At 44.3% G+C, this 19803-nt stretch carries 14 protein-coding genes, 4 tRNA genes and 3 rRNA genes; 8 read left to right on the top strand and 13 right to left on the bottom strand.

Going from position 1 to position 19803, the window contains the following annotated elements; genetic code table 11:
* Window positions 1–67: 67 nt before the first annotated feature.
* The 5 genes from leuD to fabR all read right to left on the bottom strand — a co-directional run bounded on the left by leuD (window position 68) and on the right by fabR (window position 5811).
* A complete protein-coding gene (gene leuD / locus ACXAC4_RS00105) occupies window positions 68–667 on the bottom strand; it encodes a 3-isopropylmalate dehydratase small subunit (RefSeq protein ID WP_390448628.1) in 600 nt (199 codons plus the stop codon).
* A complete protein-coding gene (gene leuC / locus ACXAC4_RS00100; RefSeq protein ID WP_475158199.1) occupies window positions 667–2067 on the bottom strand; it encodes a 3-isopropylmalate dehydratase large subunit in 1401 nt (466 codons plus the stop codon). The genes leuD and leuC overlap by 1 nt, the downstream gene beginning before the upstream one ends.
* A 51-nt stretch (window positions 2068–2118) precedes the next feature.
* On the bottom strand, window positions 2119–3195 hold the full coding sequence (gene leuB, locus ACXAC4_RS00095) for a 3-isopropylmalate dehydrogenase (RefSeq protein WP_138480089.1): 1077 nt from the start codon (window positions 3193–3195) through the stop codon (window positions 2119–2121).
* Entirely contained in the window at window positions 3192–4739 is a 1548-nt protein-coding gene (gene leuA, locus ACXAC4_RS00090) for a 2-isopropylmalate synthase (protein WP_475158198.1), read from the bottom strand. The genes leuB and leuA overlap by 4 nt, the downstream gene beginning before the upstream one ends.
* A gap of 445 nt (window positions 4740–5184) precedes the next feature.
* Window positions 5185–5811, bottom strand: a complete 627-nt coding sequence (gene fabR, locus ACXAC4_RS00085) for an HTH-type transcriptional repressor FabR (RefSeq protein WP_058028411.1) — start codon at window positions 5809–5811, stop codon at window positions 5185–5187.
* A 103-nt stretch (window positions 5812–5914) separates the two neighbouring features.
* On the opposite strand from fabR, the gene ACXAC4_RS00080 reads away from it, so the two are divergent.
* Window positions 5915–7042, top strand: a complete 1128-nt coding sequence (locus ACXAC4_RS00080; protein WP_475158195.1) for an acyl-CoA desaturase — start codon at window positions 5915–5917, stop codon at window positions 7040–7042.
* Between the two features lie 93 nt (window positions 7043–7135).
* Window positions 7136–8524 (top strand): Si-specific NAD(P)(+) transhydrogenase, encoded by a 1389-nt coding sequence (gene sthA, locus ACXAC4_RS00075; protein WP_475164000.1) that lies wholly within the window; start codon window positions 7136–7138, stop codon window positions 8522–8524.
* 73 nt (window positions 8525–8597) lie between these two features.
* On the opposite strand, the gene ACXAC4_RS00070 is transcribed toward sthA, so the two are convergent.
* Window positions 8598–9245, bottom strand: a complete 648-nt coding sequence (locus ACXAC4_RS00070) for a cytochrome b/b6 domain-containing protein (RefSeq protein ID WP_475158193.1) — start codon at window positions 9243–9245, stop codon at window positions 8598–8600.
* Window positions 9246–9390: 145 nt separating this feature from the next.
* Window positions 9391–9573, bottom strand: a complete 183-nt coding sequence (locus ACXAC4_RS00065; RefSeq protein WP_138480097.1) for a PA3496 family putative envelope integrity protein — start codon at window positions 9571–9573, stop codon at window positions 9391–9393.
* A gap of 271 nt (window positions 9574–9844) precedes the next feature.
* Here ACXAC4_RS00065 and ACXAC4_RS00060 point away from each other — a divergent pair, with 271 nt between their 5' ends.
* On the top strand, window positions 9845–10633 hold the full coding sequence (locus ACXAC4_RS00060; protein WP_475158192.1) for a YggN family protein: 789 nt from the start codon (window positions 9845–9847) through the stop codon (window positions 10631–10633).
* 61 nt (window positions 10634–10694) lie between these two features.
* Here ACXAC4_RS00060 and ACXAC4_RS00055 read toward each other — a convergent pair whose 3' ends face one another.
* Window positions 10695–11513: a diacylglycerol/lipid kinase family protein gene (locus ACXAC4_RS00055; protein WP_475158191.1), complete on the bottom strand. Its 819-nt coding sequence runs from the start codon at window positions 11511–11513 to the stop codon at window positions 10695–10697.
* Between the two features lie 227 nt (window positions 11514–11740).
* On the opposite strand from ACXAC4_RS00055, the gene ACXAC4_RS00050 reads away from it, so the two are divergent.
* The 5 genes from ACXAC4_RS00050 to ACXAC4_RS00030 all read left to right on the top strand — a co-directional run bounded on the left by ACXAC4_RS00050 (window position 11741) and on the right by ACXAC4_RS00030 (window position 13398).
* Window positions 11741–11884, top strand: coding sequence for a hypothetical protein (locus tag ACXAC4_RS00050; RefSeq protein WP_171040822.1), 144 nt, complete (start codon window positions 11741–11743; stop codon window positions 11882–11884).
* A gap of 164 nt (window positions 11885–12048) precedes the next feature.
* Window positions 12049–12139: transfer RNA gene (locus tag ACXAC4_RS00045), tRNA-Ser, on the top strand.
* Between the two features lie 17 nt (window positions 12140–12156).
* Window positions 12157–12249, top strand: a tRNA-Ser gene (locus ACXAC4_RS00040).
* 244 nt (window positions 12250–12493) lie between these two features.
* Window positions 12494–13015: a hypothetical protein gene (locus tag ACXAC4_RS00035; protein WP_475158189.1), complete on the top strand. Its 522-nt coding sequence runs from the start codon at window positions 12494–12496 to the stop codon at window positions 13013–13015.
* Between the two features lie 11 nt (window positions 13016–13026).
* Entirely contained in the window at window positions 13027–13398 is a 372-nt protein-coding gene (locus ACXAC4_RS00030; RefSeq protein ID WP_475158188.1) for a hypothetical protein, read from the top strand.
* A 784-nt stretch (window positions 13399–14182) separates the two neighbouring features.
* On the opposite strand, the gene rrf is transcribed toward ACXAC4_RS00030, so the two are convergent.
* The 5 genes from rrf to ACXAC4_RS00005 all read right to left on the bottom strand — a co-directional run bounded on the left by rrf (window position 14183) and on the right by ACXAC4_RS00005 (window position 19368).
* Window positions 14183–14296: ribosomal RNA gene (gene rrf, locus ACXAC4_RS00025) — 5S ribosomal RNA — on the bottom strand.
* 118 nt (window positions 14297–14414) lie between these two features.
* A 23S ribosomal RNA gene (locus ACXAC4_RS00020) occupies window positions 14415–17295 on the bottom strand.
* Window positions 17296–17564: 269 nt separating this feature from the next.
* Window positions 17565–17640, bottom strand: a tRNA-Ala gene (locus ACXAC4_RS00015).
* Between the two features lie 43 nt (window positions 17641–17683).
* Window positions 17684–17760, bottom strand: a tRNA-Ile gene (locus ACXAC4_RS00010).
* A gap of 75 nt (window positions 17761–17835) precedes the next feature.
* Window positions 17836–19368 (bottom strand): 16S ribosomal RNA (locus ACXAC4_RS00005).
* Together the 16S, 23S and 5S rRNA genes with 2 tRNA genes alongside form the textbook arrangement of a ribosomal RNA operon.
* Window positions 19369–19803: the final 435 nt, after the last annotated feature.

Raw genomic sequence — 19803 nt, 5'->3', positions numbered from 1 at the left:
AAAACCAGAGAGTAATTAGCTCTCTGGTTGTATGCAAAAAAACGCGATTAACGCTGAGTTGTTAGTTTTACTGCCAAGGGCGATCAGCGGATAAGTTAGCTTCAAACGCATCGATTTGTGCATTCAATTGCTCTGTCTCACCAATAAAATCTAAGCCACTTAATAAACGCGCTTTGATATCTGAGCGCACATCAAAGTCGATGGCATCGAAATACTGACTGCGGATCTGCTGATTTTCTAAATCAATTTCAACCTGAATATCTTGATGCTGCTCGGCAATCGCAAACAAGCTATCCAATGTGTCTGCCGATAGCGCGATACACAACATTTGGTTATTACCACAATTGTTAAAGAAAATATCTGCAAAACTTTGTGCCAAGATCACAGTAAATCCATACTGTTTTAACGCCCAAGGGGCATGCTCACGAGATGAGCCACAACCAAAATTGTCACGCGTTAATAATACTGAAGCGCCTTGATAACAGTCAGCGTTTAACACAAAGTCAGGATTCGCACTGCCGTCATCTAAATAGCGCCAGTCATAAAACAATGCTTTATCAAAGCCATCACGACTGGTTGAAGTTAAAAACTGCTTTGGAATAATTTGATCGGTATCGACGTTATTTTTGTCTAAAGGTGCCAATAAACCTTGATGATAAACCGCCATTACACCGCTCCTCTAATATCTGTAAAATGACCAGCTATCGCCGCTGCTGCCGCCATCGCAGGACTCACTAAATGCGTGCGACCACCGCGTCCCTGACGACCTTCAAAGTTACGGTTAGAGGTCGAAGCACAGCGCTTTTCAGCGCCCAACTTGTCATCGTTCATTGCAAGACACATAGAGCAGCCTGGCTCACGCCATTCAAACCCTGCTGCTTTGAAAATATCCGCTAAGCCTTCTTGTTCTGCCTGCTGTTTTACTAGACCAGAACCCGGCACTATCAAGGCTTCAACGCCAGTCGCAACCTGCTTGCCATTGACAATTTCAGCGGCTGCACGTAAATCTTCAATGCGGCTGTTAGTACAAGAACCGATAAATACGGTATCGACTTTTGCATCAGATAACTTCTGGCCCGCTTCAAGACCCATGTACTTCAACGCGGCACGCATGGCATCGGCTTTGATTAAATCGGCTTCTTCGTCTGGGTTTGGTACTCGCTCATTAATGCCGATAACTTGCTCAGGACTCGTGCCCCACGTTACTTGTGGTTGAATATCTTGCGCATCTAGCTCAACGACTAAGTCAAACTGTGCATCCTCATCTGACTTCAGTGTCTGCCAATATTCAACGGCGGCTTTGAAATCATCCCCTTTTGGTGCAAACGGACGCCCTTCTAGATAATCAAACGTCGTCTCGTCTGGCGCGATTAAACCCGCTTTGGCGCCCATTTCGATACTCATATTGCAAAGCGTCATACGCGCTTCCATTGACAACGCTTCGATACCTTCGCCACAAAACTCTGCCACATAGCCCGTACCACCAGCAGTACCTAGCTTGCCAATCACAGCTAGAATTAAATCTTTTGAGGTCACGGTTGGACGCAGCACACCATTAATTTGGATCTTCAATGATTTGGCTTTTTTCTGCTGCAGTGTTTGCGTTGCTAATACGTGCTCTACCTCAGAAGTACCAATACCATGTGCTAACGCACCGAATGCACCGTGTGTTGAGGTATGGCTATCACCACATACTATTGTAGTCCCTGGTAAGGTGATCCCCTGTTCAGGACCCATGACATGCACTATGCCTTGGTTAATCGAGTTTAAGTCATACAACTCAATACCAAAGTCGTTACAGTTTTGTGCTAGCGCCATTAACTGGTTTTTAGACACTTCACTTGCGGCATCTAGCGAACGACTCTTGGTCGAAACATTATGATCCATGGTCGCAAAAGTTTTCTCAGGGCAACGTACTTTGCGGTTATTCTCGCGCAGCCCCGCAAATGCTTGTGGTGATGTCACTTCATGTACTAAGTGACGATCAATATAAAGTAAATCGGTTTGTTCGTTGATTTGTGCAACCACATGAGATTGCCAAATTTTATCGTATAAGGTCTGAGCCACTTGCTACATCCTCTTATCTTGGCCGCATGACGGTGCAGCCATCAGCCAAAATTAAATACGTGAAACGATTGCTTGTGCTACGTCTTGCGTGGTGTAACCGCCTTGAGGGTAGATATCTGGTGTACCCACACCTGCAGCGACGGCTTCAGCTACCGCTTTTTCGATGGTGCGTGCTGCTTCATCTTGCCCAAGTGAATAACGTAGCATGAGTGCTGCACTCAGAATTTGTGCAATCGGATTTGCAATACCTTTACCCGCAATATCTGGCGCTGAGCCACCTGCAGGCTCATATAAACCAAAGCCTGACTGGTTTAAACTAGCCGATGGCAGTAAGCCCATAGAGCCTGTGATCATCGCGCATTCGTCTGACAAGATATCGCCAAACAAGTTGTCGCAAAGTAACACATCAAACTGGCTTGGTTGCTTCACAAGCTGCATTGCTGCATTGTCTACATAAATATAATCAAGCGTTACTTCTGGGTAGTCTTTGCTGACTTCGGTGACAACTTCGCGCCATAGTACGCTTGATGCCAATACATTAGCTTTATCAACTGAAGTAACATGGTTACTGCGAAGTCTCGCAGCTTCGAAAGCAAAACGCGCGATACGCTCAATTTCAGCTCGAGAATAACGTTGCGTGTCGAATGCAGCTTCACTCGCCCCCTCGCCTTCACGGCCTTTTTCACCAAAATAAATACCGCCAGTTAGCTCACGCACACATAAAATATCAAAGCCTTGCGCACTGATATCTGCTCGTAGAGGAGACGCGGCGCTCAGTGCAGGTAATAGCTGTGCGGGACGCAAGTTACAGAACAAACCAAAGTGCTTACGAAGTGGCAGTAAAGATGCACGCTCTGGCTGTTCGTTCGGTGGTAAATGCTCCCACTTAGGGCCACCTACTGAGCCAAATAAAATGGCATCCGCTTTTTCACATGCCGCTAAAGTAGAGTCAGGAAGCGCCGCACCAAATTCATCAATGGCAGCACCACCTATGGCATGGTGCTCACGTTGTAGCGTAAAATTAAACTTCGCGCTAACCGCATCTAATACTTGCTCGGCGGCAGACATGACTTCAGGGCCGATGCCATCTCCAGCTAAAACGGCGACTTGGTAACTTTGTTGGCTCATCCTGCTTTCCTTTGTTGTTTTAAGTCAGACACTTTTTGTGCTCTGTCAATTAAGTTATATACGCGGATCATGGCGCGTACTGAGGCTTCTACGATGTCGGCAGCAAGGCCGGCGCCGTGATATTGGCGACCATCGTATTTAGCAATGATATTTACCTGACCAAGTGAGCTTGCACCTTGGCCTGTGGCATCTAAGTTGTATTCAATCACTTCAACTGCCATACCCGTTATACGTTCAATGGCTTTGAATGAGGCTTCGACCGGACCATTACCTGTGGCAGCTTCTTGCTTTGATTGCCCGCTTACTGTCATGCCAATAGTCGAACTGGCGACCGATTGAGAGTTTGACGCTGAGTTTACAAACTCAAGTTGGTAGGTTTCGTCTTTATCACTGATCTGATTAAAGTAGATCATGGCTTCTAGGTCATAGTCATAGACCGTGCCTTTTTGGTCCGCTAGCGCTAAGAAGCTGTCATATAAGCTATCCATGTCATAGTCAGACTTTTGATAGCCTAATTCTTCTAAGCGATGCTCAATGACATGGCGACCTGAACGCGAGGTCATATTTAATTGGTTGTTTGGTACACCCACGGTTTCTGGGGCCATGATCTCGTAGGTGTTTTGTGCTTTTAACACGCCATCTTGGTGAATGCCTGAGCTGTGAGCAAAGGCGTTTTCACCGACAATGGCCTTATTCGGCTGCACAGGCATATTACAAATGGTCTCAACTTGGCGCGAAGCGCGGTAAATCTCTTCGCTGCGAATATCGGTGTAAACACCTAAATGGTCGTGACGCATCTTCATAATCATCGCCACTTCTTCTAACGAACAGTTACCCGCTCGCTCACCAATACCATTAATCGTACATTCGATTTGTCGCGCACCGGCTTGTACTGCAGCAATTGAGTTTGCCACCGCCAAACCTAAGTCGTTATGACAATGCACACTTAAACGCGCTTGGTCGATATTTGGCACGTTATTCATTAAATGGTGGATCATCGCCGCATACTCATCAGGCGTCACATAGCCCACGGTATCTGGTAAGTTGATGGTTGAAGCGCCTGCTTTAATCGCTTGCTCGACAATACGACATAAATCCCAATGCGGAGTACGGCCTGCATCTTCACACGAAAACTCCACATCATCGGTGTAATTTCGGGCTAGCTTGATTGATTTCACCGCCATCGCAGTCGCATCATCTAGGCTCATGCGTAACTTGTGTTCAAGGTGTAAAGGGCTGGTTGCAATAAAGGTATGAATACGGCTTTGCTCTGCTGGACGTAATGCTTCACCGCAAGCTTCGATGTCTTTTGCCACAGCACGGGCTAAACCACAAATCGCAGGGCCTTTAATTTCAGTGGCGATGCGCTGTACTGCTCGAAAATCTGCGGGGCTTGAAACCGGGAAACCCACTTCCATAACATCCACATTAAGGCGGCTGATGGCATGTGCAAGCTGTACTTTATCATCTTCAGTTAAGCTCGCCTTTAGCGCCTGCTCACCGTCTCTTAATGTTGTATCAAAAATCCAAACTTTATCATTCATACCTTAGCTCCTCACCCCTTTGTATCGCCCTTTGAACACCATCGCTATAAGCAAATAGTTTTAATCAGTCATTAGATAACAACGTAAAAACAAAAAACCCCGCAATGTGCGGGGTTTTCGTTATGCTGCATTTCACACGCACACCGCCCCACACCGATACTTGATCAGTAAGAGGTTTAATAGCAGTGACAATTGTGTGAACTTTTTCATTTCTTTATCTGCATGTTTTGTATTTATGCTGTAACTGATGCGATTTTTAACATGCCTCCACACATGAAATCAAGCATAAATAATTCAACCAAACAGCATAAAAAGAATCAACAAAGAAACACAAAAGCCAAAAAAGTTATAATTAGGAATAAAAAAACCCTTAAACATAAAGGTTAAGGGTCTTTTTAAATTTGAACAGTAAACAATCGAGTAGATTAATTTTTATATGATTTTTTTATGAAGGCTTTGAATTTACTTGATGTGTGCCGTAATGGTTCGCACCTTTGGCGATATAACGCAACTGCCAAATCAGGCGCTCGGTTAATTCTTCTCGTTGTTGTGTGTCTTGATCAAGTGCATCTGCACCAGCATTAAATACCAAGGTAACCATGGCTTCAGCTTGCATATAAGCATGATTCGCATCGCAAGGGGTTTCAGCTTCTAAATAATGCGCAAGCTCTAAAATAAAATGCTGAATTTCACGAGCGACTGCAGCACGAAATGCTTTTGATGTGCCTGAGCGCTCTCTTAACAACAATCTAAATTGGTTACTCGACGTATCGATGAACTCCATAAAAGTCAGCACAGAAGTATTGATCACACTGCCGCCACTCGCTATACGACGCCGTGCTTGGCGCATCAGTTGACGCAGTGTTAAACCCGCTTCATCAACCATGGTTAAACCGAGTTCATTCATGTCTTTAAAGTGTCGGTAAAACGAAGTTGGTGCAATACCCGCTTCTCTTGCCACTTCTCTTAAACTCAAATTAGAAAAACTATGCTCCGCACTGAGCTGGTTAAATGCAGCTACAATCAAGGCTTGTCGGGTTTTTTGTTTTTGTTGTGCACGAACACCTGACATATTTTCTCCCTAGAGTTTATCGATAACTTGTGCAGTCTAATACTTGACGTGATGAGAATGAAATACTATTTTAGCGTACAAGTGTACGCTGAGATTTTTTAAGATGAAAAAACCCCCTCTCATTTGGACAAATGTTTTATTTTTTGCCCTGTCATTTTTGGCAGCCATTACCCTAGTGCCGTGGTATGGATTCACCCATGGCTTTGAAACCAGCACTTGGATCGCTTTTGTTGCCTGTATGTTTTATGCCGGTTTATCAATCACCGCCGGTTACCACCGTTTATGGGCGCACAAAACATACGAAGCTCACCCAGCAGTGCAATGGGTATTTGCACTAGGTGGCGCATTCGCACTGCAAAATAGCGCATTACATTGGAGTAGCGACCACCGTGTTCACCATGGTCAAGTTGATGACCCTATCAAAGACCCTTATGCCGCAACCAATGGCTTTTGGTATAGCCACATTGGTTGGATGTTGCGTGACTACCAAGGTAAAAACTATGGCGACTACAGCAATGCGAGAGACTTACAACGCAACCCTATCGTGATGTTTCAACACCGTCATTACATGAAACTTGTGTTACTAACGAATGTGGGTATTCCATTATTACTAGGTGCACTGTTTGGTGACATTATTGGTATGTTATTATTGGCAGGTGTATTAAGACTGGTATTAAGTCAGCACTTTACTTTCTTTATCAACTCACTGGCGCATATTTGGGGCTCTCGCCCATATACTGAAAAAAATACCGCCCGTGATAATGGCTTTTTAGCGTTGTTCACCTATGGTGAGGGCTATCACAATTTCCACCATATTTTTGCCAGTGACTATCGCAATGGTATTCGTTGGTACCACTACGACCCAACAAAATGGATGATCCGTGCATTTGCGGCAGTCGGCCTTGCCAGCAAACTCAAACGCACACCAGTCGAGCGTATCGAAAAAGCCAAAGCTGAAACCTTGTTACTTAAGACTAAAGTTAAGCTGGCAAAATTGCCTTTAGCCCAAGATCAGCTTACATTGTTACAACAAGAATATGATTTGCTTCTAAAAAAGTTACAAACCTTTTGTGCGGCACAAAAGCAGTTATTAGAAGCAAAAGCTGATTCCATGCGTGAACAATATGATATGTCGGCCATCGCTAAGCAATATAAAGAGCTAGAAGCGGCTTGGCAGGCTCAAAAACAGGCATGGTTAGCACTTAATGCAAGGCTATTATCGAACGCCTAAAATGATTTGTTCGGTGATAGCCAACTCGCAAGTTGAGGAGGGGCTGTGGCCAAACAAAAAGCAGAATCAAATACAGACAAACCGGCGTCATTTATGTATGACGCCATTATTATAGGTTCAGGCCCTGGCGGTGAAGGTGCCGCCATGAACCTATCTAAAAGCCACAAACGTGTTGCCGTTATCGAGCGCCATAAAGCGGTTGGTGGGGGTTGCGTTCATTGGGGCACGATTCCTTCAAAAGCACTCAGACACTCTGTTAGTCGCTTAATTGAATACAAACAAAACCCACTTTTCAGCCTCACTGAAAAGCCACAGCGTTTAACCTTTGGCGATATTCTTAGCCATGCCAGTAATGTGATCTCTAAGCAATCAAATCTGCGCAGCAGCTTTTATGACAGAAACCGCATTGAGTTATTTCAAGGTGATGCCAGTTTTATTGACCGTTACTCAATTAAGGTGACTCATACAGATGGCTCTTATGAAGTGATCACGGCACCGATTATTGTGATTGCCACAGGCTCACGTCCATATCGTCCACCTGGTGTCGATTTCTCTCATCCTAGAATATATGACAGTGACACCATTTTAAGTCTAGAGCATGACCCTCAGCGCGTTTTAATCTATGGTGCCGGTGTTATTGGATGTGAGTATGCCTCTATCTTTAAAGGGCTTGGTGCTAAAGTTGATTTGATCAATACCCGCGATAGATTACTGGCGTTTATGGACGCGGAGATTTCTGATGCGCTAAGTTACCACTTCTGGAATAGCGGCATTGTTATTCGTCACAATGAAGAATTTGCTAAAGTTGAACCACATGAGCATGGTGTCGTACTGCATCTGCAATCAGGAAAACGCGTACGTGCCGACTGCATTTTATTTGCCAATGGCAGAACCGGTAATACGGATAAGCTTAATCTTGCCGCTGTAGGCCTAAAAGCCGATGGCCGTGGACAATTAAAAGTTAACGATAGCTACCAAACCGAAATCGATAACATTTATGCCGTTGGTGACGTGATTGGTTATCCAAGTTTAGCCAGTGCCGCATTTGACCAGGGCCGTATCGCAGCTAAAGCCATTGTTTCAGGCGATTGTAGCGAGAAGCTGATCAATGACATTCCTGCAGGTATTTATACCATTCCTGAAATGAGTTCAGTGGGCAAAACAGAGCAAGAGCTAACAGCAGCTAAAATCCCTTACGAGGTCGGGAGAGCCCAGTTTAAGCACCTTGCGCGTGCGCAGATAACAGGCACACAAGTGGGTAGCTTGAAGCTGTTATTCCACTCAGAAACTAAAGAGATTTTAGGTGTTCACTGCTTCGGTGAGCGTGCCTCAGAAATCGTTCACATCGGCCAAGCAATTATGGAACAAAAGGGCCCGGGTAATAACATCGAATACTTTGTTAATACCACCTTTAACTATCCAACCATGGCAGAAGCCTATCGTGTAGCAGCGTTAAATGGCTTAAACCGCTTGAGTGACTAAGTAACTCACACATAAAAATGCAAAAACCCGATAAACTGAGTTTATCGGGTTTTTTATTCACTCAAGTTTTGGCTTATGCCATCAATTGACTTAAAGGCTCCATACCCCACAAGAAAGTTAATACCGCAGCGAACAGAGCAAAGATGATATAAGCTATCCAACCAGCCTTCATTTTTGGCTGTTGCAAGCTTGATTCTACGGTTCCTGTTAAAAGCGTTTTGATGAGGTTTTTACCTTTAAAACGATAGGCAATGATAGCCAAGATATGTAATGCAATTGCGGCAATTATATAATCGATATTACTGTGGTGTATTGACCCTGCTAACTCAACAAGATCATAACTGACATACTGTACCAAAGGGCCATCCACAAGAATATCATCTGTGGTAAATAACCCTGTGACGAGTTGTAGAAGGATCAAAACAAAAAACAGCACAACCATCAGACTGCCTGCGGCATTGTGGCCAACTCTGTCTTCTTTGCCTTTTAATGCATTAACAACCTTTGTAGGATGATTAATCAACTTGCTTAGCCTAGCTGTTTCACTACCAATTACACCCCAAATTAATCGGGCTAACATCAATGCTAACAACACGTAACCTGTAACAAAGTGCAACTCTAACCAGCCTTCTTCTCCACTGATATAGAGCACACCTAACGCAATGACCAACAACCAGTGAAAGCCACGAATAAAGCCATCCCAAACCTTAACTTTGCCCATATTAATCTCAAACTATTTTATGCCATGCGCACCATTATGACGTACTGCAAGAGCGTGTCTAGATAGTTGAGATTTAACGCAGAGTTACTTCTAGCCCTGACTTTGACTTAAGCGAAGAAACTTAGCTAAAAACAGCCCGCTTTGTTTAATCAATATCTCCAAACTCATCATCACCTAAGCATTCGCGTAAGCGTTTTTGTTCAAAATAATCTTCTAACCTTTTTCGAGCACGGCGCTTTTGAATGCTAGAAGACTCTGTATTTAAATCATCTAACTCCGCTCCAAACTCATCATCAATAGGCGCATCTTCAGAAAAGGAATTACGCATGGTGACAACCTCATGACTATAAGCACAATACTGAATTAATAATTAGCTCGATTTTTTAGGTTTGCAAACTTTACGATGCGACTTAGCATGGAGACAACAATGTTAAAAATCGTAATAATTGGTTAAATAAACCACTTTTATTTTTAATTTAGCTATAAGTACACTTACAAAAAGAAAATAAAAAAACGTAACAATATGAATTTAAATAACTTTAATTTTTGGCATTCATCTTGATAAGTAATCATCGAGTCTATCAACAGGAATGATAATTATGAAAAAGTTTATGCTAGCAACAACGCTAATTTTAAGTACTTCAGCAATCGCACATGAAGATCATGGTATTCAAATTAGCAGCGACCAGTGCCAAGTCGATTTCCAGAATGATGTTCGCATCACGCCAAATCAACTACAGATCACTGCAGAGAATAATAAACAACTAACGATTGACAGCTATGGTGAGCTTTATGTTGATGGACAAGCAATCACACTAACCCATGAACAAAAAGACGCCTTAGCGAATTATGCGGACTCACTCAGAGTACAACTACCACAAGTGGCAAATATCGCTCTTGACGGCGTAAAGCTTGCTGGTGTTGCATTGGATGAAGTAGCGCAAGCGTTCAACCTACAAGGACTAGAGTCTCTTAACGGTCTGATGGATGAACTACACGTTGAGATCAGTGATACCTTCTATCAACAAGGTGCATTTGTCATGGGCGAAAAGACCTTTCATGAGTTCGGTGAAAATTTTGATAATCACTTTGAAACTCACATAGAAGAGGCCGTCGAGTCAGCCATGATGGAATCAATCGGCAGTATCTTAATGATGGTCGGCTCTGAAATGGTCAGCTCAGGCGGCGACATGGAAAGCTTTGAATCGCGCATGGAAAACATGGGCAAACAAATTGAAGAAAAAGTACAGTTACAAGCAAAGCAAATTGAAGAACAAGCAAATGGCTTATGCGATAAATTTGAAGGTATTGCACATGCAGAAACTAATTTAGTTGCACAGATCCCAGCAATGAATGGCTATCAGCTTTTCAACTTTAAATCTAAATAAGCATTATTAGATTACAGTATTAATTATCTCCCTTTATGAGCTGACTAATGTCAGCTCTCTTTTATAACCTCATCTTAAGTGCGCCTCGACAGACTTTAACGACTGCGGGTGTCTCTCCTATCATTTCGCCATCAGCTTCAACTAACAGATCAGGATCAGAGATTTCATACTCCATCAACTCACTGACCTCAAGATGAGATGACTTTTCATGCTGATGTACTAGCATCAGTAAAAAGCTCCAAAGTCTACTCAGTAAAGACTCAGCCCTAAAATGCAACATTAATAGCTTACCATTATCAATCCTAGCACTCGGCGCCACTTTTAGGCCTGCAGCAAAAAACTGACCATTTGCAAATACACGCATCAAAGAAGGGTCATGCGATGAAGTGTGTTTAAAGCTAAACAAATGCTTAATGCCTGCAAAAATATAGCTCAGCTTATGACGGGTTTGAAACGTATTAATATCTTTTACAACTGCAGCATTAAACCCTATACCAGCAACATTAATGAAAAACCGCTGATTGACTTTACCCAAATCTAATAACCTATAAGATTCAGAAAAGACCAAGGCTCGCCATTGCTGTGTAGAATACCCGAACTGCCTTACAAAATCGTTACCCGTGCCAGCTGGCAGCACAGCAAGCGAAACAGGTGAATTCGCCAATGCATTCGCGGCCAAATGCAATGTCCCATCACCACCAACTGCAACAACCGTTTCTACTTCTGCTAGCTTTTTCTTGATAGCGGTGACATCTGTCTCAAAACACCCTGATGTAAAAAACCATTGATTTTTGAGCCCTCTTTTTACACATTCTTCTTCTAACCATTTAACCTGCGCTTCTATAAAAGGCGAATCACTTGGTTTTACAACAACGAGCATAAAATTAATTAACCTAGCTTATTAAATAATTATTCACAAAGAACCGAGAAAGCCCTTAAACCATGAAAAATAGATAAGAATAACTATTCAAGAACAATAATATAAAACACAATCCATTAGAAAAACTTATCCGAAAACAGCAATTTTTATTGTTTTTAAATTAACCAAATCGAATGCAAAATACACTCAATCAAGCATTACTCACTTACATAACTTAGGAGCTCATCATGATCCAGACAGCTGCGGCGTGCAGCAACACGCAACCTCGCTTAAAGAAATCAACGATTAAAAAGCCAAGCTTTAGCTGGCAGTCTCTTTTTGCAGTCTGCGCGCAAAAACTGTCAACAGCTCATATGGCTCAATATAAGTAACCGTTTAAAGCGCTTATCTTTTTGATTTCACTATACACAATTTAACCGATGTGGCCATTTAAGCTAAAAAAAAGAATTTTTTCTTTAATTTTAGGTTAATTTTTAGGCAAACAAATCAAAAGCTATTTACAGCGGCATAATCGCTGAGTATTATCTTTGCCCATGGAGAGATGGCTGAGTGGTTGAAAGCACCGGTCTTGAAAACCGGCATACGTTAATAGCGTATCTAGGGTTCAAATCCCTATCTCTCCGCCACATTTAAAGTTTGCGCCGGAGAGGTGGCCGAGTGGCTGAAGGCGCTCCCCTGCTAAGGGAGTATAGGGTTTGTAGCCCTATCGAGGGTTCGAATCCCTCCTTCTCCGCCATTAACTTGTATTAAAACCGCTTAACAGCGGTTTTTTTATGCCTGAATTTTAGTCACATTAAATCCATAAACGATTGATATTCCTTCTTTGTTCAATAAGCTATTTTAACGTGAGTAAAGCGACTAAACAGAAAGTGCTTTATTAATGTATTAAGTCACTGTTCTACATAACAGGTTCATTTTCAATATGCTTGAATAAATTTTCAATAAGATGCAAACTGATTGAAAAAAGAGCGAAACACGTTATGCAAAAAGCCATTGTCTTCACAGCTGTTTTATTCGTTTTATCAGCCTGTGGTCAAACTGATGAAACGAATAATACCGAACAGGCAAAGCCACAGAGCGCTGAAAAGGTGAGCTCTACAACGGAAGATAAGCCTGCGTCTGCACCTAAAGTGACCGAGCTTTCAAACGTAGATAAAACTGAGCTAGGTTTAGAAAAGGTATCTCAAGAAACTTTAAACTCCCTTAGAGCTGATATAAGCGCAATAGAGAAAAACAATGAGTGTGATTCCAATGCACAATGTAAGGTGATAGCAGCTGGCAACCGAGCTTGCGGTGGTCCTAGCCACTATATGCTTTACTCAACTAAAACTACAACTGGTGAGACAGCCAAAACTGTTGCAGATAAACTGACAAAGTACGAGAGTCTTTATAATGCGCAATCAGGTATGCAAAGCATCTGCGCCATGTTAACTAAGCCTACGACACAATGTATCAATAACAAGTGTGTTACACTAAGCGACAGTACTTATATCGCGCAATAAAAGGAACATACATGAAAACAGTTTTGGCCCTAGTTATATCAATTCTGCTCATGTTATCAGGCTGTCAGTCCCCAACAGGTACTCAGTTCGAAGAGAGCAACACCCTGAAAGCTTATGTAGCTGATCTAAGCTGTGATGCGAGCTTTCAATGCAAAGTAATAGGTGTAGGTGAGAGAGCAGCGTGTGGTGGCCCAAGTAATTATGTTGTGTTTTCGACTAAGAATGTTGATGAAAATGAAGTAGAACGCTTGGCTGATGCTGAAACTACACAAGAGCGAATACTGAACGAAAGACAAACCCCTGATGAAACTTGCAAACAAGTACTTCCTATTCAATCTCTCTGTATTAAGAGCAAGTGTGAGAGCTTTACAATAAGTAACTAAAATAGCAAAGCCCCTATTGCTGACAATGTCATTATCAATAGGGCGCACCCTCCAGCTTTATAAATCAGCGTTTGATCCATATCTTTATGAACCCAGTAGCGATAAATAAAACGCGCAAAATAACTCGCTGATGTGCCGAATAAAGCAAACATAACAAGTAAATAAATTAAGTATAGCGACACACATCAAACCTTTTCTAAATACCTTTTAAGCATAGCCATTAGTTAAGCTTGTTTCAAATTAGGTGCAAAGTTAATGACTGCGAGCAAAGCGAGTACATTTGCTTTGCGCAAGGTGAAGTGAGCTAGTTTAACTGGAGTTGAGGGCTTATTTACTAACAATTATGAAAAGTGTTTCAAAATGGACAGAGTAACTACTGTGAAAGTTACTCTCTTCACCTTGCGCTATCGTGCAAAATTAGCGACTGCGAACGAAGTGAGTGCGCTTCTTTTGCGCAATTATAGTGCGAAAGGTTTATCTCACCTTGCGCTTACATTCTTTTCGCGCAAGGTGAGATAAACCAGTTTAGCTGGAGTTGAGGCTTTAGTTATTTACTCGTGTGAAAAGTGTTTCAGAATAAAGAGCGTAACTACTGTGAAGGTTGCTCACTTCACATTGCGCTTATGGTGCAAAATTAGCGACAGCGAACGCAGTGAGAGCGCTTCTTTTGCGCAAGGTGAATTAATCCATTTTAACAAGCGCTGAGACTCTTACATATCGATGCAAAAATTCTGCACATAGCAAAAAACCCGCTGCATTGCTGCAACGGGTTTCTTTAATTAGGCCCTGGCGATGTTCTACTTTCACATGGGAAGCCCACACTATCATCGACGCTGTTTCGTTTCACTTCTGAGTTCGGCATGGGGTCAGGTGGTTCCAAAACGCTATAGTCACCAGGAAATTCGGTGCGCTAATCGCTTTCGCAATTAACTTAAAATCTGGAAAAAATCTGATAATTTCTAAAACTTCTACTCTAGTTCATATTAGCTTCTGAGCTAAAACCACTTTGGCGTTGTATGGTTAAGCCTCACGGGTAATTAGTACTGGTTAGCTTAATGTATCACTACACTTCCACACCCAGCCTATCAACGTTGTAGTCTCCAACGGCCCTTCAGTTAACTTAAAGTTAAAGTGAGAACTCATCTCGAGGCTCGCTTCCCGCTTAGATGCTTTCAGCGGTTATCGATTCCGAACGTAGCTACCGGGCAATGCAATTGGCATCACAACCCGAACACCAGCGGTTCGTCCACTCCGGTCCTCTCGTACTAGGAGCAGCCCCTCTCAATTCTCAAACGCCCACGGCAGATAGGGACCGAACTGTCTCACGACGTTCTAAACCCAGCTCGCGTACCACTTTAAATGGCGAACAGCCATACCCTTGGGACCGACTTCAGCCCCAGGATGTGATGAGCCGACATCGAGGTGCCAAACACCGCCGTCGATATGAACTCTTGGGCGGTATCAGCCTGTTATCCCCGGAGTACCTTTTATCCGTTGAGCGATGGCCCTTCCATTCAGAACCACCGGATCACTATGACCTACTTTCGTACCTGCTCGACGTGTCTGTCTCGCAGTTAAGCTGGCTTCTACCATTACACTAACCGTACGATGTCCGACCGTACTTAGCCAACCTTCGTGCTCCTCCGTTACTCTTTGGGAGGAGACCGCCCCAGTCAAACTACCCACCAGGCACTGTCCACAATCCCGATAAGGGACCTATGTTAGAACATCAAACATACAAGGGTGGTATTTCAAGGATGGCTCCATGACATCTGGCGACGCCACTTCAAAGCCTCCCACCTATCCTACACATGTAGGCTCAATGTTCAGTGCCAAGCTGTAGTAAAGGTTCACGGGGTCTTTCCGTCTAGCCGCGGGTACACAGCATCTTCACTGCGATTTCAATTTCACTGAGTCTCGGGTGGAGACAGCGTGGCCATGGTTACACCATTCGTGCAGGTCGGAACTTACCCGACAAGGAATTTCGCTACCTTAGGACCGTTATAGTTACGGCCGCCGTTTACCGGGGCTTCGATCAAGAGCTTCGCCTAAGCTAACCCCATCAATTAACCTTCCGGCACCGGGCAGGTGTCACACCGTATACGTCATCTTACGATTTTGCACAGTGCTGTGTTTTTAATAAACAGTCCCAGCCACCTGGTCACTGCGGCTCCCGTCCGCTTAGAAAGTAAATCTCATCACAGATAGGAGCGTACCTTCTCCCGAAGTTACGGTACAATTTTGCCTAGTTCCTTCACCCGAGTTCTCTCAAGCGCCTTAGTATTCTCTACCTGACCACCTGTGTCGGTTTGGGGTACGATTCGAAATAATCTGAAGCTTAGAGGCTTTTCCTGGAAGTAGGGCATCATCAACTTCACTACCGTGGTAGCTCGTCTCGACTCTCAGCCTTAGCGACCCGGATTTTCCTAAGTCACCAGCCTACAGCCTTTCACATGGACAACCATCGCCATGCTTGATTAGCCTGCTCCGTCCCCCCATCGCAATTATTCCAAGTACGGGAATATTAACCCGTTTCCCATCGACTACGCTCTTCAGCCTCGCCTTAGGGGTCGACTTACCCTACCCTGATTAACATGGGATAGGAACCCTTGGTCTTCCGGCGTGCGGGTTTTTCACCCGCATTATCGTTACTCATGTCAGCATTCGCACTTCTGATACGTCCACCCAACTTTACAATTGAGCTTCAGCCGCTTACAGAACGCTCCCCTACCCCGCATACAAAGTATGCAGCCGTAGCTTCGGTGGTATGTTTAGCCCCGTTACATCTTCCGCGCAGGCCGACTCGACTAGTGAGCTATTACGCTTTCTTTAAAGGATGGCTGCTTCTAAGCCAACCTCCTAGCTGTTTTAGCCTTCCCACATCGTTTCCCACTTAACATACACTTTGGGACCTTAGCTGACGGTCTGGGTTGTTTCCCTCTCCACGATGGACGTTAGCACCCACCGTGTGTCTCCCGGATATTACTTTACGGTATTCGGAGTTTGCAAAGGGTTGGTAAGTCGGGATGACCCCCTAGCCTTAACAGTGCTCTACCCCCGTAAGTATTCGTCCGAGGCTCTACCTAAATAGATTTCGGGGAGAACCAGCTATCTCCCGGTTTGATTAGCCTTTCACTCCAAGCCACAGGTCATCCCCTAACTTTTCAACGTTAGTGGGTTCGGTCCTCCAGTTGATGTTACTCAACCTTCAACCTGCCCATGGCTAGATCACCGGGTTTCGGGTCTATACCTTGCAACTCAACGCCCAGTTAAGACTCGCTTTCGCTACGGCTACCCTAAACGGTTAACCTCGCTACAAAATATAAGTCGCTGACCCATTATACAAAAGGTACGCAGTCACCCTCGAAGGGCTCCTACTGCTTGTACGTACACGGTTTCAGGTTCTATTTCACTCCCCTCACAGGGGTTCTTTTCGCCTTTCCCTCACGGTACTGGTTCACTATCGGTCAGTTGGGAGTATTTAGCCTTAGATGATGGTCCACCTATATTCAGTCAAAGTTTCACGTGCTCCGACCTACTCGATTTCACTTTAGATAAGTTTTTGTGTACGGGACTGTCACCCTGTATCGTCAAACTTTCCAGAATGTTCCACTAACTACACTAAAGCTTAAGGGCTAGTCCGATTTCGCTCGCCGCTACTTTCGGAATCTCGGTTGATTTCTTTTCCTACGGGTACTTAGATGTTTCAGTTCTCCGCGTTCGCCTCGTTAACCTATGTATTCAGTTAACGATACCTGTAAACAGGTGGGTTTCCCCATTCGGAAATCCTAGTCTCAAGCGCCTCTTACTGGCTTGACTAGGCTTATCGCAAGTTAGTACGTCCTTCATCGCCTCCAACTGCCAAGGCATCCACCGTGTACGCTTAGTCACTTAACCATACAACCCAAAATGGTTTGTATCGTCAAAGACAGTTTTAACTTCGCCAGAAGTTAATATTGAATACTAAAGTAGACGCTAATAAACAAATGAATGTTTATCGGCATTGTTTTACTTTTGAAAACTCTTTTTAGAATTTCTTCTAAAAGAATTAATTATCAGCTTTTCCAAATTTTTAAAGAGCAAGAGAATTACTTCTCAGAGTTAAAAACTCTCAGTTGACCAATTATTTGGTAAGAGTGTTTATCTATGAGGAGTAAGTAGTAAAGTGGTGGAGCTAAGCAGGATCGAACTGCTGACCTCCTGCGTGCAAGGCAGGCGCTCTCCCAGCTGAGCTATAGCCCCACATTACTAGGAATACATTGTTTATGACCGACTTTAAGCAAAGTGGTGGGTCTGAGTAGACTTGAACTACCGACCTCACGCTTATCAGGCGTGCGCTCTAACCAGCTGAGCTACAGACCCAAACAATGTTTTGTTCTCTAATTCTATTCAACAATCATCTGTGTGGACACTACGAACAAATCTGTTCTAAATCGTTAAGGAGGTGATCCAGCCCCAGGTTCCCCTAGGGCTACCTTGTTACGACTTCACCCCAGTCATGAATCACTCCGTGGTAAGCGCCCTCCCTAAGGTTAAGCTACCTACTTCTGGAGCAACCCACTCCCATGGTGTGACGGGCGGTGTGTACAAGGCCCGGGAACGTATTCACCGCGGCATTCTGATCCGCGATTACTAGCGATTCCGACTTCATGGAGTCGAGTTGCAGACTCCAATCCGGACTACGACGCACTTTAAGTGATTCGCTAACTCTCGCGAGCTTGCAGCACTCTGTATGCGCCATTGTAGCACGTGTGTAGCCCTACACGTAAGGGCCATGATGACTTGACGTCGTCCCCACCTTCCTCCGGTTTATCACCGGCAGTCTCCTTAGAGTTCCCGACCGAATCGCTGGCAACTAAGGATAGGGGTTGCGCTCGTTGCGGGACTTAACCCAACATCTCACAACACGAGCTGACGACAGCCATGCAGCACCTGTATCAGAGTTCCCGAAGGCACCAAACCATCTCTGGTAAGTTCTCTGTATGTCAAGTGTAGGTAAGGTTCTTCGCGTTGCATCGAATTAAACCACATGCTCCACCGCTTGTGCGGGCCCCCGTCAATTCATTTGAGTTTTAACCTTGCGGCCGTACTCCCCAGGCGGTCTACTTAATGCGTTAGCTTTGGAAAAGTTGTCCGAAGACCCCAGCTCCTAGTAGACATCGTTTACGGCGTGGACTACCGGGGTATCTAATCCCGTTTGCTCCCCACGCTTTCGTACATGAGCGTCAGTATTGACCCAGGTGGCTGCCTTCGCCATCGGTATTCCTTCAGATCTCTACGCATTTCACCGCTACACCTGAAATTCTACCACCCTCTATCATACTCTAGTTTGCCAGTTCGAAATGCAGTTCCCAGGTTGAGCCCGGGGCTTTCACATCTCGCTTAACAAACCGCCTGCGTACGCTTTACGCCCAGTAATTCCGATTAACGCTCGCACCCTCCGTATTACCGCGGCTGCTGGCACGGAGTTAGCCGGTGCTTCTTCTGTAAGTAACGTCACAGCTAGCAGGTATTAACTACTAACCTTTCCTCCTTACTGAAAGTGCTTTACAACCCTAAGGCCTTCTTCACACACGCGGCATGGCTGCATCAGGCTTGCGCCCATTGTGCAATATTCCCCACTGCTGCCTCCCGTAGGAGTCTGGACCGTGTCTCAGTTCCAGTGTGGCTGATCATCCTCTCAAACCAGCTAGGGATCGTCGCCTTGGTGAGCCATTACCTCACCAACTAGCTAATCCCACTTGGGCTAATCTAAGGGCGAGAGCCGAAGCCCCCTTTGGTCCGTAGACGTTATGCGGTATTAGCAGTCGTTTCCAACTGTTGTCCCCCACCCTAAGGCATATTCCCAAGCATTACTCACCCGTCCGCCGCTCGTCATCTTCTAGCAAGCTAGAAATGTTACCGCTCGACTTGCATGTGTTAGGCCTGCCGCCAGCGTTCAATCTGAGCCATGATCAAACTCTTCAATTAAAAGTTTTTTGAATCCGAAGATTCGTGCCCAATGAATTCTGTATAAATTGACTATATAGTCACTCATAAGAAATTGAGACTCTAAATTTTTTCGCTCCTGAATCAAGAGCTGTTAGAACTCAATCTGTACGAGTGCCCACACAGATGATTGCTTCATATTTTTAAAGAACAGTGTAACTAACGCTTGGTTAGTTACCGCAGCCTTGCTGCGAAGTGGAGCGCCATAATAACGGCTTCACTTTTTATGTCAACACTTAATTTTAAAAAGTTATTTAAGATTAAGTTTTATTTGACTCGACATCGTTTTGATTTGCTTTTCAGCGTCTCGCCCCGTGTCAGTGGGGTCGCATTATAGGGAGAGCAGAAAATTACGCAACCCCTTTTTTAAAGAAAAATGCAAAAAACTGACTGTTCGCGTGTATTTTGAACGAAACT

The sequence above is a fragment of the Pseudoalteromonas sp. AWM4_233 genome, assembly GCF_056158285.1.
Note: the sequence above shows the minus strand (reverse complement) of the source record. Positions and strands in the feature narration are given on the sequence as shown.

What these genes read in the sequence shown, in the direction of transcription:
- leuD (WP_390448628.1), bottom strand. Translation starts at nt 667, where the DNA reads ATGGCGGTTTATCATCAAGGTTTATTGGCACCTTTAGACAAAAATAAC.
- leuB (WP_138480089.1), bottom strand. Translation starts at nt 3,195, where the DNA reads ATGAGCCAACAAAGTTACCAAGTCGCCGTTTTAGCTGGAGATGGCATC.
- leuA (WP_475158198.1), bottom strand. Translation starts at nt 4,739, where the DNA reads ATGAATGATAAAGTTTGGATTTTTGATACAACATTAAGAGACGGTGAG.
- fabR (WP_058028411.1), bottom strand. Translation starts at nt 5,811, where the DNA reads ATGTCAGGTGTTCGTGCACAACAAAAACAAAAAACCCGACAAGCCTTG.
- ACXAC4_RS00080 (WP_475158195.1), top strand. Translation starts at nt 5,915, where the DNA reads ATGAAAAAACCCCCTCTCATTTGGACAAATGTTTTATTTTTTGCCCTG.
- sthA (WP_475164000.1), top strand. Translation starts at nt 7,136, where the DNA reads ATGTATGACGCCATTATTATAGGTTCAGGCCCTGGCGGTGAAGGTGCC.
- ACXAC4_RS00070 (WP_475158193.1), bottom strand. Translation starts at nt 9,245, where the DNA reads ATGGGCAAAGTTAAGGTTTGGGATGGCTTTATTCGTGGCTTTCACTGG.
- ACXAC4_RS00065 (WP_138480097.1), bottom strand. Translation starts at nt 9,573, where the DNA reads ATGCGTAATTCCTTTTCTGAAGATGCGCCTATTGATGATGAGTTTGGA.
- ACXAC4_RS00060 (WP_475158192.1), top strand. Translation starts at nt 9,845, where the DNA reads ATGAAAAAGTTTATGCTAGCAACAACGCTAATTTTAAGTACTTCAGCA.
- ACXAC4_RS00055 (WP_475158191.1), bottom strand. Translation starts at nt 11,513, where the DNA reads ATGCTCGTTGTTGTAAAACCAAGTGATTCGCCTTTTATAGAAGCGCAG.
- ACXAC4_RS00050 (WP_171040822.1), top strand. Translation starts at nt 11,741, where the DNA reads ATGATCCAGACAGCTGCGGCGTGCAGCAACACGCAACCTCGCTTAAAG.
- ACXAC4_RS00035 (WP_475158189.1), top strand. Translation starts at nt 12,494, where the DNA reads ATGCAAAAAGCCATTGTCTTCACAGCTGTTTTATTCGTTTTATCAGCC.
- ACXAC4_RS00030 (WP_475158188.1), top strand. Translation starts at nt 13,027, where the DNA reads ATGAAAACAGTTTTGGCCCTAGTTATATCAATTCTGCTCATGTTATCA.